This window comes from Pseudomonas sp. 2024-210 (genome assembly GCF_045062345.1).
In the GTDB taxonomy this organism is placed as follows: Bacteria; Pseudomonadota; Gammaproteobacteria; order Pseudomonadales; family Pseudomonadaceae; genus Aquipseudomonas.
In genome coordinates, this window is record NZ_JBJGEJ010000004.1 from 178859 (window position 1) to 194160 (window position 15302).

The window sequence follows — 15302 nt, forward strand, 5'->3', positions numbered from 1 at the left end:
AGCAGGATGAAATTCAGTGAACAATGGCTGCGTGGTTGGGTTAACCCGCAGGTAGATCGTGACGAGCTGGTTGCTCGTCTGTCGATGGCCGGCCTTGAGGTCGACAGCGTAACGCCGGCCGCCGGTGAATTCAGTGGCGTTGTCGTGGGTGAAGTCTTGAGCACCGAGCAACACCCGGATGCCGATAAGCTTCGTGTTTGTCAGGTCAGTAACGGTGTAGAGACTTTTCAAGTTGTGTGTGGCGCACCCAATGTGCGACCAGGCTTGAAAATCCCGTTTGCGATGATCGGCGCGCAACTGCCGGGCGACTTCAAAATTAAAAAAGCCAAGCTTCGAGGTGTCGAATCAAACGGCATGCTGTGCTCGCAAGCTGAGCTGCAAGTTGGCGAAGGCAATGACGGCCTGATGGAACTGCCGTCCGATGCGCCGGTTGGCGAAGATATCCGCGCATACCTCGACCTTGAAGATGCCAGTATCGAAGTCGACTTAACCCCTAACCGTGGCGACTGCCTTTCTCTGGCCGGTTTGGCTCGTGAAGTGGGTGCGTTGTACGCAACTGAGGTGACTCGTCCGGTAGTGACCCCAGTCCCGGCCATGCATGACGAAGTGCGTCCTGTTGAAGTACTGGCGCCTGCTGCGTGTCCGCGTTACCTGGGCCGTGTCATTCGCAATGTTGATTTGTCCCGGCCAACTCCGCTGTGGATGGTCGAGCGCTTGCGTCGTGCCGATGTGCGGAGCATTGATGCTGCCGTCGACATCACTAACTACGTCATGCTTGAGCTAGGGCAGCCGCTACACGCTTTTGATCTCGCCGAGATCAATGGTGGCATTCGTGTGCGCATGGCCGAGGAAGGCGAGAAGCTTGTGCTGCTCGACGGGCAGGAAGTCACACTGCGCAGTGATACGCTGGTGATTGCTGATCACACCCGAGCCCTGGCTATTGCGGGTGTCATGGGTGGGGAGCACAGCGGTGTATCAACCAGTACCCGCGATATATTCCTCGAAAGTGCTTTTTTTGACCAGATCGCTGTAGCGGGTAAAGCCCGATCCTATGGCCTGCATACTGACGCCTCGCACCGTTACGAGCGTGGGGTGGATTGGAAGCTGGCCCGTGAAGCGATGGAGCGTGCTACAGGTCTGCTGCTTGACATTACAGGCGGTGAAGCCGGTCCAATCGTCGAAATTGTCAACGAGCAATTTTTGCCTTCGATTGCTCCCATTACATTGCGTGCAGCCCGTATCAGTCAAATGCTCGGTATGGAAATGGACGACAGCGAAATTGAGCGTCTGCTCAGTGCGCTGGGCCTGACCATTACCGCTGAGGGAGCAGGGCAGTGGCGTGTTGAAGTGCCAAGTCATCGCTTTGATATCAGTCTTGAAGTAGACCTGATCGAAGAGCTGGCGCGTCTTTACGGCTACAACCGCTTGCCTGTTCGTTACCCGCAAGCCCGTCTTGCACCACAAGCAAAAGCAGAGGCGCGCAGCGATTTGCCAGAGCTGCGTCGCTTGCTGGTTGCGCGTGGTTATCAGGAAGCTATTACTTACAGCTTCATCGACCCTAAACAGTTCGAACTTTTCAGCCCGGGGGTAGAGCCGCTATTGCTGGCTAATCCTATCTCCAATGATATGGCTGCTATGCGTGCGACCTTGTGGCCTGGTTTGGTCAAGGCGCTTCAGCATAACCTTAACCGACAACAGGATCGTGTTCGTCTCTTTGAGAGCGGCTTGCGTTTTGTCGGTCAGTTAGAAGGCTTGAAACAAGAGCCAATGCTCGCCGGTGTTGTCTGCGGTACTCGGTTGCCTGAAGGTTGGGCGCAAGGCCGTGAGGTCGTGGACTTTTTCGATGTCAAAGCTGACGTCGAATCGGTCTTGGGTTTTGCTGGCGCGCTGGATGCATTTACCTTTGTGCCTGGCAAACACCCCGCACTGCATCCTGGCCAGACTGCACGCATCGAGCGTGATGGCCGCGAAGTAGGTTTTGTGGGGGCAATCCATCCAGAGCTTTCGAAAACGTTGGGCTTGGATCGACCTGTGTTTGTATTCGAGCTGGTTTTGGCTGAAGTGGCTTTGGGCAAAATGCCTAAATTCCAAGAGCTATCGCGCTTCCCTGAAGTTCGTCGTGATCTGGCGTTGCTGGTGGATCGGGAAGTAGCAGCCAGTGCCGTACTGGATGTAATACGTGAAAATGCAGGGGAGTGGCTCACTGACCTAAGGTTATTTGACGTTTACCAGGGTAAAGGTATTGATCCGCTTAGAAAAAGCCTTGCAGTTGGCTTGACCTGGCAGCATCCATCGCGCACTCTTAATGACGATGAGGTGAATACCACGACACAAAACATCCTCACCTCGCTCGAAAAAAGGTTGAACGCCACGCTAAGGAAGTGACGTATGGGGGCTCTGACGAAAGCTGAAATGGCAGAACGTCTTTATGAAGAGCTGGGTCTGAATAAACGCGAAGCCAAAGAGTTGGTAGAGTTGTTTTTCGAAGAAATCAGACACGCTCTTGAAGACAATGAACAGGTCAAACTGTCAGGTTTTGGCAATTTTGATTTGCGTGACAAGCGACAGCGGCCTGGCCGCAATCCGAAAACGGGAGAGGAAATCCCGATCACGGCTCGCCGTGTGGTCACCTTTCGTCCAGGGCAGAAATTGAAGGCCCGAGTAGAGGCATATGCTGGAACCAAGTCATAACGACGAGCTCCCGCCAATTCCAGGCAAACGCTACTTCGCCATCGGCGAAGTAAGCGAGTTGTGTGGGGTCAAGCCGCATGTACTGCGCTACTGGGAGCAAGAGTTTCCTCAACTCAACCCTGTCAAGCGTCGCGGAAACCGCCGGTATTATCAGCGACAGGACGTGTTGATAATCCGGCAAATCCGCGCATTGCTCTACGACCAAGGCTTCACTATCGGTGGGGCGCGTTTGCGGCTTTCTGGTGATGAGGCCAAGGACGATACCACCCAATACAAGCAATTGATCCGTCAAACGATCTCTGAGCTCGAAGATGTTTTACAGGTACTTCGTAAATAATCTTGGTTTTAAATACTTCCGTATTTCAAAACCTTAAGGTATATTCCTCGACGTTCTCGCAAGTTGTGAGATAGATGTAACGCCTAGTCGGGGCGTAGCGCAGTCCGGTAGCGCACTAGCATGGGGTGCTAGGGGTCGAGTGTTCGAATCACTCCGTCCCGACCATATAATTCAATGACTTAGCCACCTTTTGGGTGGCTTTTTCATTTCTACCCTAGTGACTTTTCGAGTGACCTTGGGTTTTCCTGTTACCCCTGCCTCCTCTTCAGGATCGTCAGCGCTGGTGCGCGTGAGTCGGTTACTGATACCTTGTTTGCAGCCTCAATCAGTTGGTCCAGCTCTGCCGCTGAGTAGTGACTGGTGATGCTGCCATTCTTGTGGCCGAGCAATGCTTTGCGATCCTCCTCAGTCACGCCTGCTGCACGCAGCCTTCTCCCAAAGGTGTGCTTCAGGTCGTGTATGCGGATTCTGGCAAAGCCATCATGTGCCGGCCGCAAATACTTCTCCTGCCATTTCTTCGCCGCCCTGACCCTGGCCTTCTTCCAGGCTGAGTCATTCATGCGGTGAACCATTGTTTCGTCCCCATCGCCGTCTGGCTTGCCGAAAGGGAAGACGTACAACTTGTGCTGACCTCGCTGCTTTTCAATGACCGACTTGGCCACGGTGTTGAGAACCACCAGGCGCTCGTCCCGGTTCTTCACGCCAGACTTTGCGCTTCGTCCGCCGAACCCAGCCGGAATCAAAAACACCGTGGTATCCAGTTCCGGTACCGCGATTTCCCAATCCCATTGAAGCTTGCAAACCTCCTGCTCCCGACACCCCGTATTGACCTTGAACATGGCCATGGTCTGCAGGTGTGGTGGCAGCTCAGCGAACAAGATCGACTGCTCTTCCCAAGAAAGCGGGTAGGGCTTGCGACAGTTCGTCTTCTCATCCAGCAGCGAGATCATCGGCACAACATCGAGCCATGGTCTGCGCTCATCATCACGCCACTTGCGCGCGCATAGATTGAGAACCCTGATTGCCCGCTGAAGGGCAATATTGACCGTGCGATTCGTCACAGGCTTGCCCTCGGCAGGGTGCAGCTTGGAATGAATGTACGGTGCCAAGGAGTCATCATCGATGTGCGTAATCGGCATGTCCCCAATGAAAGGATCAAGTTGAGCCATATAGGTTGCAGATATATGGATTGACGCCTGATCCTTCACCTCCAGCAAGAAGCGGGTTGCCGCTTCTCGCCAAGTCCTTACCTTTCTGACGCCGTAGACCTTTTCCTGTCGAAGCTTTTCCAGCAAGTGGATCAGGTACTGCTCTGCTTCTGCGCGGTCACAAGTGCCAGTACTCTCTTGAATTCGTTCTCCTCTGTACTTTTTGTCGATTTTCCAGATGCCGCTCGGCATTTTCTGGAGGCCGGTGATTGCTTTTTGGGCCATTGCGTATCTCCTGTGGATCCGCGCTGGCGCTCGCTGCGGGGCCGATTGTTGTCCTGATTGGCTGCTTTTTCAATCGACATAGCCTGAATGTAGGCGTCGGCCCACGCATCAAGCTCCAGTCGGTCGAACCCGACACCCTGTGTTCCGATCGGGAATTCCCGAACGTGTGGTCGAACGGTTTTATTGAATTCGTTTCGGCACATGCCGAGATAGCCGTATGCCTCTCCGATGCGAATAAAGCGCGGGAGGAAGGGGGCAATTTGCGCAGCGCTTCGATTTGCCATAACTCTTTCCTTACTGTTCGTTACGTCAGAAGTTGGGGAGGGGGTTAGGCTGTCTGGAACATCCAGCACCGCACTGTCTTCGCTCTGTTAGCGGTGTCGACATCCCATGCCGAGCAGACGTTTCTGTTTGTCTCTATGAACTTGGGGCACTTACTGGTTTTAAGGTGGCGTTTGAGTTCTGTCAGATCCGGCACCTTTTGGCGTTTCTCTGCGGCTTCCTTTGCAAAGTCGTTGAGATTCACAGCGATTAGGCCGTCATTGCGGGAGTGATTCAGTCCGCCCGCTTCGCTGTTCAAATACTCGTAGAGCTCCCAAAATTCGACGACGATCGGATGGTCAGCGTTGATTGCCAGCTGGCGATCCTTGGCCATGGTCTGGATCTCCGCATGGGCCGCTTCTACCTGGTGCTTTTTCAACGGGATAACGTGAACCAACGCATCTATCAATGCATGTAGCTGAGCGTGGTTTTTTGCGATCCGGACGGTGCGGATTTCTGGCAAAGCCAGCAGCTTTTGCTCGTAGACCGGCACTTGTTCGCGAATGGTCTGTATCACGATGCTTTCTTTCATCGTTGCTTTGATCAGGAAACCACTCACGCGGTCGACCGGCATACGTTCCAGCTTTTCCACCAATAATTTGGTCTGCGGTGTCTGCCCATCCTTCGTCATGGCGATATGTACAAGTCGCTGCAGTATGGGTTCGGATGCATTTACGGCATGGTTCTGGCCGATGACTACAGCTCCACGGAATGGAGGCTCGCGGGTATCGTTTCCGTTGTTCTTTACGCCAGTTGAGCGGACGCTCCGGCCGTTGTAGGCGGTCTTGAGTTCGTCCCAGTCGTATTGCTTGGTCTGGCTACCGTCCGTCTTTTCCCGCTCTGACTCGATGAGTACCACCGGCAGGTTGCCGACCTGGGCGAAGTTCCGCGCCCGAGCTACCGGGGTACCTTTGGTGGGGTCAAAGCCTTCATAGTCGATACGGCCGCACATTTTCCACAGGAACTCGATCAGCGTGGACTTACCTGCGCCTGGCTCACCGATGATTTCCATAAAGGGGTAGCTTTTCTGGTGCTGACGGATCTGTTCCGCAAACAGTGACCCGAACCAGAATGCGAGTGCGACCAGACCTTTGGCACCGAAGCACTGCCAGATGATGTCCAGCCATTCAGTGTCGAACTTCTCCAAGTCCGTGTTCAGATTGAGAATGACCGACTGGCTCAGGGTCTTGATGCTCAACCTTTCCATATCGAAGAAATCTTCTTCGTTCAGTTTGAATACCTTGCCGTCGCGTACCGCTACGTCGCCGTAGATATACGCGCCGTGCTCACGGGTGTAGCCGGTGAAGTCGATAGTCTGAACGGTCTTGAGGGCGTCGGTTTGTTCTTCAATGAACGCATCCAACTGTTGAGTGGTACCGGTGAACATGCCTCCGGGGGCAATGCCAAGCAGGCGCTTTTTAAACTCCGCTGAGGATGCGATTTGTGAACTGGTAAAGGTGTTTTTGATCGGCGCCGCATCGTGAGCGAACGTGATTCGGAAGTAGTACCAGGACTCATCCGTGAGCTTGTTCTCTTGGTAGTACAGGGCTTTGGGGTTGCAGGTAGCGATACGCTGTAACGCGCCGCATTGCTGCATTGCCTTGGCCCGCATCTGTTTGTTGTTCAGTTGCTGGTCGTCGTGATGCTCGCTGTCCTCAAGCTCTTGAATAGCCTTGTTGTACTTCTCAAGATCGAGCTTGAACCAGTACAGACGGTTACCGAACTCCAAGTGAAATTCGCTCCGACGCTTCCAGTCGAACATCACCAAGGCTTTCTCAGTTGCGCTTTCAGCAATTAAAAGAGCGCCGTGATGGCGAGCAATCGTCAGATCTTTGTCTACCTGAGCATCACGTTTCTCGCCCTCGTCGAGAAACTGCCACCGTTGGTGTAGATCATTCCAGTCAGACTTTTTGTTTTCCCTCTGAGGGATTTGCGCAGCTTCACAGTTAAATCCAAGCTCGCGGGCCATCCGAACCCAACGTTTGGTGTAAGCGTGCGCGCCTGGTTCGTTATCAAGTGCCCACACCAACTTGGGCAAGTTGCCCGGTCGTGCAGCTACGAGAGCTTCCAGTGAGTCGGCAGGGAAGGCATTCGAAGACATTGCGGATACAGCAGCAATGTTGTGATGAACCAAGGCGAGCGCGTCGAATATGCCTTCGACAATCCATATCTCTTTAGCTTCTAAAACGTCCACGCACGGTGGGCACCACCAAACGCCTTTATATGACTCGCCCGGCTTGAAGCGAGCTTTCATTTTTCCGAAGCGCGCTGGCCTGTCTATAAGGCGCTCCCAATAACCACCTTTTTCAAGGGCAAAGCGAACTGTTGCACTGCCTGCATCGTGCTGAGCGGAGTAATAAGTTTCCTGCGTGAACCAGCCTGCGATCAGCGAAATATCAAAGCCGCGGGCGAACTCAAGATAGGCACGTGCAGTTGCTGTTGGTGCGTTTTCTGTCGCTGGTACGCGCTTGCTCCAATCTTCAAAAAGATCGTCGTAAATCTCTTTGACGTGCACCGTGTGGCCACATTTTTCTTGGCGACCACAGACCAGTTGCCAAGGGCTGTCAAAACGGGTGTACAGCTCTTTTTTATTGCACTTAGGGCAAGTGCCGCCCCGCATATAATTTGTAGGTGCGCGATGTTTGAGTCCGAACTCGGCCTCTATGCGCTGCAGGATGTCGTGACGCAGATCTTCTCTCATGGTTACTTCACTGCTTTAAGGCTGAGGGATAGGGCGGCCATCAGGCTTTTCTGGGCTGCCATGACAGGGGATTTTTCAAGAATCGACTTGTGTCTTGCGATCTGGGGGACGTAACGATATTCGTCTGCGTACCAGTGTTCGTTCAGGCTCAGCAGGTACTGCGCACGCATGGCAGCCAGCAGTGCTTCGGCATGGGCCGAGGACAGTTTTGTGGTGACAGTTACGGCGTTTCCCATGATGAAACCTCTAAATCGAGCGCAGCTCACCCAAACCCACAGTGGTGGGACAGGCGATTGATTGGTTGGGTGGAGCTTGGGATTTATCGAGCGGTGAGCGCCGGTTGCTTCGCATGCAGCTGTATCACTGCCTGTACTTCGGCTCGCCTTGCTGCCATGTGGAGGGTTTCAGCCTTGAGGATGGCCTCAGCTTCAGCGTGATCGATAACGCCGTCTTCAAGCGCTTGGGCAATGATCTGGTCTACAGTCCCGCGTTTGGCTGCCGTCTCAACGCACATTGTGTACAGCTCAACTTTGTCCAGTGAGTCAGGATCAGCAACGGGCACATACATGCCGCCGTACATTGCTGCAATGTATTCGGGGTAATGCGTTGTTCCAGTGACTTGCTCCAGTCGGTACACCTGTTCAGCAGTGAGAGGGCTGCTTTTGTTGCTTTCGTAGGCATGGTTTTCAAACTTCTTTTGTTTCATGCCGAGCAGATCTGAAGCGAATTTGCAGCCACCAGGTAGAGTCCTGATCAGCTCACTGACCACATCCCTGCGAGTCTTTAGAACGACGATTTTCATCTTCTGTTTTTCCCTTTAAGTCGTTGCCGTTACTGTTCAATTACGCCGTCTTTAATGCCCAAGAGAACTGCGGCACGGTGTGCTTCTCCACGAAGCCCTTTCTTTCTCCCATTTAATAGGTCACTGACCAGATTTTTGTTCAGACTGTTTTTTCGACTGAACTCCGCGATGCTTACTCCTTTGCGGTCAAGAGCTGCGCGGGCTTGCTCGGTTGTGAGGGTGGCGGGCATAGTGTTCGTCCGTGTTACTTCGTGTTTATGTGTGGCAATTCTTGGTCAAAAAATTGGTCAAGTCAATATCTGTGAGCAAAAAAATGATCAAATCGGAAGGGTTAGGTGATCGCCTAAGGGAAGAACGCGACCGCTTGGGACTGAATCAGACCGATTTTGGGCTGCAAGTGGGCGTGAGTAGAGGAACTCAAAAAGCCTATGAGCTAGGAACGGGTGCGCCTGACGTTCGTTATCTAATGGCGCTGGAGGGCTTGGGTGTTGATGTGCAATACGTCCTGACAGGACGGCGATTCACCCAAGAAGTCGGTGGTATGGATGACGTTGAGCAGACACTGATTACCCGCTATCGCTCGCTGAATCCTGACGACAAACAGTCTGTTTATAGAATTGTCAGTGCAATGTCTGAGGTGAAAGATTTCAGCTCAAATTAATGGACAAGACTCTTTTTGTTCAGCGCTGAGGATTGATCCAGTCACGCCTGCATGTCCCGATAACGTCGATTCAGTAGATACGTTATGGAGTAGTGGACATGTTGGATCGTATAAAATTGGGCGAATTGCAAAACGGCTCTGAAACAGAATGGCTCCCACTTACAAGCCGGGAGCAGGGTCTTATTCATCTATTCAGATCTATGCCTGAGTATGAGCAGAAGCGCGTGCTGAGAGTGACCGAGGCACTCGCGCTGAGTAATACATACGCACCGGTTTGGTCGGCCGCTGAGAACATTTAAGCCGAAGAGGGGCGCGTACTCAAAAGATCAAACAGTTCGCGTTGCTTGAGTTGGGACATATCCCGCAGGCGGTCGAACAATAAGCGATCGACTGCCTGTGCTGATGGGCTGAGGGTATGAGAAAACGTCAAATTGGCAACCCACGTATGACCGCAGGTAGCAGATCCACATTGGCAGTAGAGTTTTGCAAACTCTTTTGACAGTTCATCCCTTGATGCAATCCTTCCCTTGCTCCCGCACTCTTTACAATAAACCCGCATGATCCCTCCCCAGGGCGTCCTAATGATCAGTATTTTGCCATAAGTTGAGGGTTTGATCTTTTAATTGATCATTCGTGTTGAGCCGTTTCACTCACCTTGTGTTCTTCCCGCCACCCAATCCGTCGATCCTCCCTCAACACATCATTCAATTGGTTAAACAACTGGCAAATGGGCCGTATCTCATTGCTGGTGTAAACCCGATCAATCTTTTCAATATCACCAAAGCCACCGCTGTTTTCCGGGATGATGCCGGCCAGTGCGGGGTTCATTCGCCATGCCGCGATCACGTCGTTACGGGTGATGTTCTTCACTTTCTCCAGTTCGTCTTTGGCCTGAAAGTCGCCCACGGGGATGATCTGGATGGCGTTTTCCTTGCCGTTGGGGATGTTGACGAACATCGACCGAAAGTTACCCACGCCTTTACTCGCGCTGATTTGTTCGCGCAGGTTGGTTTCGTCTTCTTCGGTCAGGTCGGGGTCGTTGGTGTAGAAGATGTAACCCGCGTGCGCGCCGTTGCTGTAGTAGCGGCGACGGAACAGGGTCGCGGCTTCGTTGAGCAACAATGCCTGCATGCCGCCGAGATAGTCGGGCAAGCCGTAGATGGTCTGTTCCACGTCGTAGTCCATGACGTGGACGATTTCATCCGATTCAAAGTCCATGTGCTTGTTGTCCGGCAATAGCATTCGATAACCGCCATCTACTTTGACCCGCATGTTGATGGATGGCAGGTGTTTCAGCTCCAGGACTTGGCCGAATGTGTTGGTGTCGCAGTACAGAAAGGCGTCACCAAACACCATGTAGTCCAGACCCGCGCAGCCCATGGTGCGGGCGCTACAGCCCGCCGATGGAATGAATTCACGCAACAGCAGGTTGCGTTTGAACTTGGGAATAGCGCCGTGGTGCGCGTTGGCGCGCAGCAGTTTGGCCAGTCCGTTGCGTGACACCGGCGGCTTGTAGATATCGCCGTCGTCGCTGGGGAATACCCCCACGTATTCGCCAATATTGCCGCTCAGGACTTGTTCGGGTTCCCCGAACGTAAACGCGCGCATGGGCTGCTGTTGGCGTGCCTGCTGTGTGACCTGGTGCTGTTTGCGTGGTGCTTTGGGCATGGGTTCCGCTCGTGATGTAGCGGCTGCGGCGCCGCTTGTTCGTATTCAAGGGTTCGTTGGCCAAGGCGTGCATGATTGCCCAGGCAATGTCGGCGTGGCCGGTGGCTTCGGTGCGTGAAGCGCTGTAGGTGATTTGGCCGCTGCCGGTGGTACCGCGCTTGATGGTCAGGAATGCTTGGGCAATGTCGGTCCAGCCTGCATCCCATTCGATACGGCTGCCTTGGATCGTGTCCTGTGCCTTGAGCACCAGGGTGTTTTTGGTTTCGAGGCTGTAGTGGATCGAGGTCGCACGCGGGTAGAAGTCGCGCACCAGGTCAAACACGCCGTAGCCGATGCCGGTTGTGTCGATGCCGATGTGTTGTACGTTGAAGCGTTCTGTGAGCTTCTTGACCTGTTCAGCCTGGTACTTAAACGACTGACCCCGCCAACTGTGTTTTTCAAGGATGCGGAACTTCGCCCCGGTTTCCAGCGGTGGGGCAATGACCACGCAGGTGGCATCGTCGCGGGTGCGGCTGGGGTCGTAACCGAGCCAAACCGGGCTGTTGCCATAAGGGCGTTCGTCTTCGGGTTTGTAGTCTTCCCATAGCGACAGGTCGGAGTAGCAGCGCTCAAGGTCTTTGAGGCCAAACGCGCTTTGCGTGCTGTCGATGAACTTGCAATAGAACAGCTGCTGAAACTTGTCTTCGTCGTACTCCAACTGCAACTGTTCCAGGTCGAACAGATCACAGCCCCCGTCGATCGCATCCTGAATGGTGATGGTCTTGCGCCATTGGCCGTCCGGGCATAGCGCGCCTAGCGTGTAAGCCGAATCGGTCGGCCAAGTGCCGCCCGCTTTTTTACCGCGCTTACTGTTGCGAAACTCTTCACCAGACCAAAACGGGTACGCCTGATGCGACACCGCGCTGGGCGTTGAAAAGTAGGTTTTACGCCACTTCTTGTGGGTGCCCATGGCGCTGGCCACGGTGCTGAGTTTTTCAAAGTCGCGAATCCAGAAGTATTCGTCGACGTAGACGTGACCGTGGTAGCCCTGGGCGGTGCTGCTGTTGGTGCTCAGGAAACGCAGCTCGGCGCCATTGCTCAGCGTAATTGGGTTGCCGGTAAGCTCGATGCCGAACCATTGCTGGGCGAACTGGATGATGTAGCTGCGGAAAATCTCCGACTGCGATCGGCTGGCAGATAGGAATACCTGGTTGTCGCCGCTCAGCACAGCATCCATGAAGGCTTCACCGGCGAAGTAATACGTCAGACCAACCTGACGGCTTTTCAGGATGTTGCGCACCCGGCGCGTGAGGGGGTTCTGTTTGGCCGCGAACAGCTCTTTTTGGTAGCCGTACATCTTGGAGATGAACTGATCCAGGAAGTCCACTTCGGTCAGGCCGCTGATGTCGTTCTTGGCCCTTTTTTCACGTTTCTTGCCACCGCTATTGCCCCGGCTGGATCGTTCACGCGAGCCGTGTGGACGCTCTTGCGGCTCGCCCGCAGATTCGGCAGGGGAGGCCTGCACGGGTTTTAGGGCTTGCTTGATCAATCGTTCGCGAATGCTGGTCAGTCGATCCAGTTCGTTCAGGTCGTCTTTGCTCAGGCTGCTGGCTTTGTCTAGGAGCAGGGTGATACGCCGCCCGATCGCGGTCAGCGGTTCTTCGTCAGACAGCATGTCTTCCCACCCGCCCTGGCGGATCCAGTAATAGACGATCCGGATGTTGGGCAGGTTGAGTTGCGCCTGAATTTCTTTGGCCTTGCAGCGGCGTAGAAACAGACGTTTTGCGGCTTCTTTGACTTCGGTTGAATAGAGCATGGGCCGCAGTCTATGCGGCGAAAACGCCGAAAACGTGATGTTAAGTTCCGTGAATATCCTAGAAGCTCGAAATAGGAGAAGGGCGTATTTGAACCGTTTGTTTCAGCCCCGATCGCTCCCTATCTTGGCGGCTCATTCAACCGATTGAGCGCAGTTATCACCCATGCCCCGTTCCCTTGTTTCGTACTGGAAACGTGTCGCCACCAGCGGCCCGACCACTGATGGCCGTGAAATCCTTCCCCAGGAACTGCGTGATATTGCTGAGACGTACACACCTTCAACCTACACGGCTGTGATCTGGGCTGAGCACGAACGCTGGAGCGGTTCGCACGGCACTGTCTTTGCGGTGCGCCTGGTTGAAGAAGGGGATGATTTGAAGCCGGGCCAAGTTGCCCTTGAAGCCCAACTCAAGCCGAACCAAAAGTTACTGTGGCTGAACGATCAGGGCGAAAAGCTGTTCACCAGCATCGAAATTCGTCCGAACTTCGCCAATTCCGGCAAAGCCTATCTCACCGGCCTTGCCGTCACCGATGAGCCTGCAAGCCTGGGCACTCAGGAACTGTATTTCTCCAACCGCACCGACAAAGCCGCGTACTACGCCGCCTCTGTCGAACTGGGCAATTTGAGCGAAGACAAACCCCAGGGCGAATTGGGCAAGCTGATTGGCGCGCTCACGAACCTGTTCAAGCGTTTCTCTTCAGACGACAAGCCCACCGAAACCTCCCCACCCTCCACCGAGAGCAAACCCCCAATGGATGAAGCTACCGCGACGGCTTTGAAAGCCCTGCTAGCGCAACTACTGGTTGTCGCTGCTGGCATTCAGGCCGTGATTGAGCCTGCTGCCGAAGACGCCCCAGAACCTGATCAAGCCCTGATCGATGATGTGAGCGCAGCTGTAGACGAAATCGTCACCACTGCCGAAGAAGAGCGTGAGTTCCGCCGTAATGGCGGCGGATCGAACAAGGCTGTTATGGCTGCATTGTCGAAGCTGGAAAAGCAGTTCAGCACCTTGCAGAACACCTCAATCGGTCGACAGTTGCCGCGTAATGCTGGCCCTGTAAACACTCCTAAAAAGCGGGTGTTCTGACATGGCCCAACTGAGCGCCAAGGGCGCCAAACAATACGCCGAGTTGCAGGACGCAATCGCTGAAACCTACGGTGTCGAACGTGCCAGCAGAATGTTCAGCGTCGATCCTTCGGTCGCGCAGGAACTGAACGACGCGATCACGGCGAAAGCGGATTTTCTGGAACGCATCAACATCATCCCGGTCAGCGAGATCAAGGGTGAGAAGGTGTTTATCGGTGTGAATGGCCCGGTCACCGGCCGTACCAATACTAAAACCACCGATCGGCAGGCCAAGGACGCTTCGGCGCTGGAGCACACGACCTACGAACTGGCGGATACCCAGTCGGACGTGGGCCTGCCGTACGCCAAGATCGATGCTTGGGCGAAGTTCCCAGACTTCAAAGACCGCTACTCAGCCGCTGTGCAAAAGCGTATCGCGCAAGACCGCATTGTGATCGGCTTTCACGGCACCAGTGCCGCAGCCCAGACCGATCTGGAAGCCAACCCCAAGTTGCAGGACGTGAACAAAGGCTGGTTGCAGCAGCTTCGCGAAGATGCCCCGCAGCAAGTGCTTAAAGAAGGCGCGACCGCTGGCAAGATCACTTTGGGTGCGGGTGGGGACTACGCCAACCTTGATGCCCTGGTGCATGACACCAAGCAAATGGTTGACGAAATCCTGCGTGAAGACGGTGATCTGATCGCGATCATCGGTAGCGACTTGTTGGCGGCTGACAAGGCCAAGCTGTACACCAAACAGGGCGACACCCCGACCGAAAAGGAGCGTATCGAAAACGCTCAGGTCATCTCAACCTACGGCGGTCTGCCGTCGTTCAGTGTGCCGAACTTTCCGGTCAACGCCGTGCTGGTCACCAGCTGGGACAACCTGTCGATCTACTTTCAGGACTCCAGTTGGCGGAAGCAGACGGTCGACAACCCTAAGCGCTCCCGCGTTGAGGACTACAACAGCCGCAACGAAGGTTATGTGATCGAGCAACTGGAAAAGATCGCACTGACTGAAAACGTGGAGCTTGTAGCGTGAGCCTGGCCCTGACCCACAAGCGCCGCACGTTGGCACTGGGCACCGCCGCTGCCGTCGCGGCGGCCGGTGCTCCGGTGGCTTATTCGCCTGCCGATGCGCTGAGCAGTCCTGCCAATGCCCGCAAGCATCTGATGCTGCAAGAAGCCGCGCTGGATCAAGACCTTGAGCGCCTGAGTGCGATCAAGGGGCTGGCTGGGCGTCAGTCGCTCAAGCGCGACGAGCTGCTGCCCAAGTATCAGGACTATGTGCAGCGCTATTGCGAGTCGGGCCTGAATTTCCACAACCGTGTCTTGGTGCAGGTGATGGTCTGGCTGTTCGACACCGAGCAGTTTGAAGACGGTCTGGAACTGGCGGACTTTGCGATCGAGCAGGGTCAGGTGATGCCGGAGCGTTTCAAGCGCCGCGACATTCAGACCTTTGTCGCTGACGCAGTGATCGAGTGGGCTTTTGCCGAGTACACCGCCCAGCGCAGCCCTGAGCCGTATCTGTCGAACATGCTGCCCCTTGTCGATGGCAAGTGGGAACTGACGGAGCAGATCCCGAGCAAGTACCACAAGTTGATCGGCATGCGCGCCATGGAAGCAGGGGAGTTGAGCACCGCAATCAAGCACCTTGAGCGCTCGACCGAGCTGTACCCCAAAGCCGGTAATGAAACCCGCATATCCAAGTGCCGTAAGGCGTTGGCGAAGCAACAGGCCGCACCGGCCACTGAATAACCGACTACCCCCCCAGCGGGAAACTGTGGATGAGAGTTAGCCATTTATGGCCTGCCTCCCTGAAACAGTTCT

The 15302-nt window shown here is 54.6% G+C and carries 16 protein-coding genes and 1 tRNA gene; 8 read left to right on the forward strand and 9 right to left on the reverse strand.

Going from position 1 to position 15302, the window contains the following annotated elements; genetic code table 11:
- Positions 1-6 precede the first annotated feature (6 nt).
- From pheT to ACI7MX_RS07730, 4 genes are all read left to right on the forward strand, one after another.
- Positions 7-2385 (forward strand): phenylalanine--tRNA ligase subunit beta, encoded by a 2379-nt coding sequence (pheT, locus tag ACI7MX_RS07715; RefSeq protein ID WP_405588226.1) that lies wholly within the window; start codon positions 7-9, stop codon positions 2383-2385.
- Positions 2386-2388: 3 nt separating this feature from the next.
- On the forward strand, positions 2389-2691 hold the full coding sequence (gene ihfA, locus ACI7MX_RS07720; protein ID WP_002553164.1) for an integration host factor subunit alpha: 303 nt from the start codon (positions 2389-2391) through the stop codon (positions 2689-2691).
- Entirely contained in the window at positions 2672-3028 is a 357-nt protein-coding gene (locus ACI7MX_RS07725; RefSeq protein ID WP_122782897.1) for a MerR family transcriptional regulator, read from the forward strand. The genes ihfA and ACI7MX_RS07725 overlap by 20 nt, the downstream gene beginning before the upstream one ends.
- An 88-nt stretch (positions 3029-3116) precedes the next feature.
- Positions 3117-3193, forward strand: a tRNA-Pro gene (locus tag ACI7MX_RS07730).
- An 83-nt stretch (positions 3194-3276) separates the two neighbouring features.
- Here the strand turns inward: ACI7MX_RS07730 and ACI7MX_RS07735 are convergent.
- The 6 genes from ACI7MX_RS07735 to ACI7MX_RS07760 all read right to left on the reverse strand — a co-directional run bounded on the left by ACI7MX_RS07735 (position 3277) and on the right by ACI7MX_RS07760 (position 8515).
- The gene (locus ACI7MX_RS07735; protein WP_405588427.1) at positions 3277-4428 is read right to left on the reverse strand and encodes a tyrosine-type recombinase/integrase; all 1152 of its coding nucleotides are present in this window, start codon (positions 4426-4428) and stop codon (positions 3277-3279) included.
- A complete protein-coding gene (locus ACI7MX_RS07740; RefSeq protein ID WP_314399443.1) occupies positions 4329-4745 on the reverse strand; it encodes a hypothetical protein in 417 nt (138 codons plus the stop codon). Before ACI7MX_RS07740 ends, ACI7MX_RS07735 begins: the two co-directional genes overlap by 100 nt.
- 44 nt (positions 4746-4789) lie before the next feature.
- Positions 4790-7483, reverse strand: a complete 2694-nt coding sequence (locus ACI7MX_RS07745) for a toprim domain-containing protein (protein WP_405588233.1) — start codon at positions 7481-7483, stop codon at positions 4790-4792.
- Between the two features lie 2 nt (positions 7484-7485).
- Positions 7486-7719 carry a hypothetical protein gene (locus ACI7MX_RS07750; protein ID WP_405588236.1) on the reverse strand — a complete coding sequence of 78 codons (234 nt, stop codon included), beginning with the start codon at positions 7717-7719 and terminating at the stop codon, positions 7486-7488.
- A gap of 83 nt (positions 7720-7802) precedes the next feature.
- Positions 7803-8285: a YmfL family putative regulatory protein gene (locus ACI7MX_RS07755; protein WP_405588239.1), complete on the reverse strand. Its 483-nt coding sequence runs from the start codon at positions 8283-8285 to the stop codon at positions 7803-7805.
- Between the two features lie 29 nt (positions 8286-8314).
- Positions 8315-8515 (reverse strand): DNA-binding protein, encoded by a 201-nt coding sequence (locus ACI7MX_RS07760; RefSeq protein WP_153380930.1) that lies wholly within the window; start codon positions 8513-8515, stop codon positions 8315-8317.
- A gap of 83 nt (positions 8516-8598) precedes the next feature.
- On the opposite strand from ACI7MX_RS07760, the gene ACI7MX_RS07765 reads away from it, so the two are divergent.
- On the forward strand, positions 8599-8946 hold the full coding sequence (locus ACI7MX_RS07765; RefSeq protein WP_314399467.1) for a helix-turn-helix transcriptional regulator: 348 nt from the start codon (positions 8599-8601) through the stop codon (positions 8944-8946).
- Positions 8947-9241: 295 nt separating this feature from the next.
- Here the strand turns inward: ACI7MX_RS07765 and ACI7MX_RS07770 are convergent, their stop codons facing one another.
- The 3 genes from ACI7MX_RS07770 to ACI7MX_RS07780 form a co-directional block, all read right to left on the reverse strand.
- Positions 9242-9505, reverse strand: coding sequence for an ogr/Delta-like zinc finger family protein (locus ACI7MX_RS07770; RefSeq protein ID WP_153380934.1), 264 nt, complete (start codon positions 9503-9505; stop codon positions 9242-9244).
- A 68-nt stretch (positions 9506-9573) separates the two neighbouring features.
- Entirely contained in the window at positions 9574-10449 is an 876-nt protein-coding gene (locus ACI7MX_RS07775) for a phage portal protein (protein WP_405588243.1), read from the reverse strand.
- Complete coding sequence (locus ACI7MX_RS07780) at positions 10361-12409, reverse strand: terminase large subunit domain-containing protein (protein WP_405588246.1); 2049 nt, start codon at positions 12407-12409, stop codon at positions 10361-10363. The genes ACI7MX_RS07775 and ACI7MX_RS07780 overlap by 89 nt, the downstream gene beginning before the upstream one ends.
- A 163-nt stretch (positions 12410-12572) precedes the next feature.
- On the opposite strand from ACI7MX_RS07780, the gene ACI7MX_RS07785 reads away from it, so the two are divergent.
- Genes ACI7MX_RS07785 through gpM form a run of 3 tightly spaced genes read left to right on the forward strand, consistent with a single transcriptional unit; the run spans position 12573 to position 15230 of the window.
- On the forward strand, positions 12573-13496 hold the full coding sequence (locus ACI7MX_RS07785; RefSeq protein WP_405588249.1) for a GPO family capsid scaffolding protein: 924 nt from the start codon (positions 12573-12575) through the stop codon (positions 13494-13496).
- Position 13497: 1 nt separating this feature from the next.
- The gene (locus tag ACI7MX_RS07790) at positions 13498-14514 is read left to right on the forward strand and encodes a phage major capsid protein, P2 family (protein ID WP_405588252.1); all 1017 of its coding nucleotides are present in this window, start codon (positions 13498-13500) and stop codon (positions 14512-14514) included.
- The gene (gpM, locus tag ACI7MX_RS07795; protein ID WP_405588255.1) at positions 14511-15230 is read left to right on the forward strand and encodes a phage terminase small subunit; all 720 of its coding nucleotides are present in this window, start codon (positions 14511-14513) and stop codon (positions 15228-15230) included. The genes ACI7MX_RS07790 and gpM overlap by 4 nt, the downstream gene beginning before the upstream one ends.
- Positions 15231-15302 lie beyond the last annotated feature (72 nt).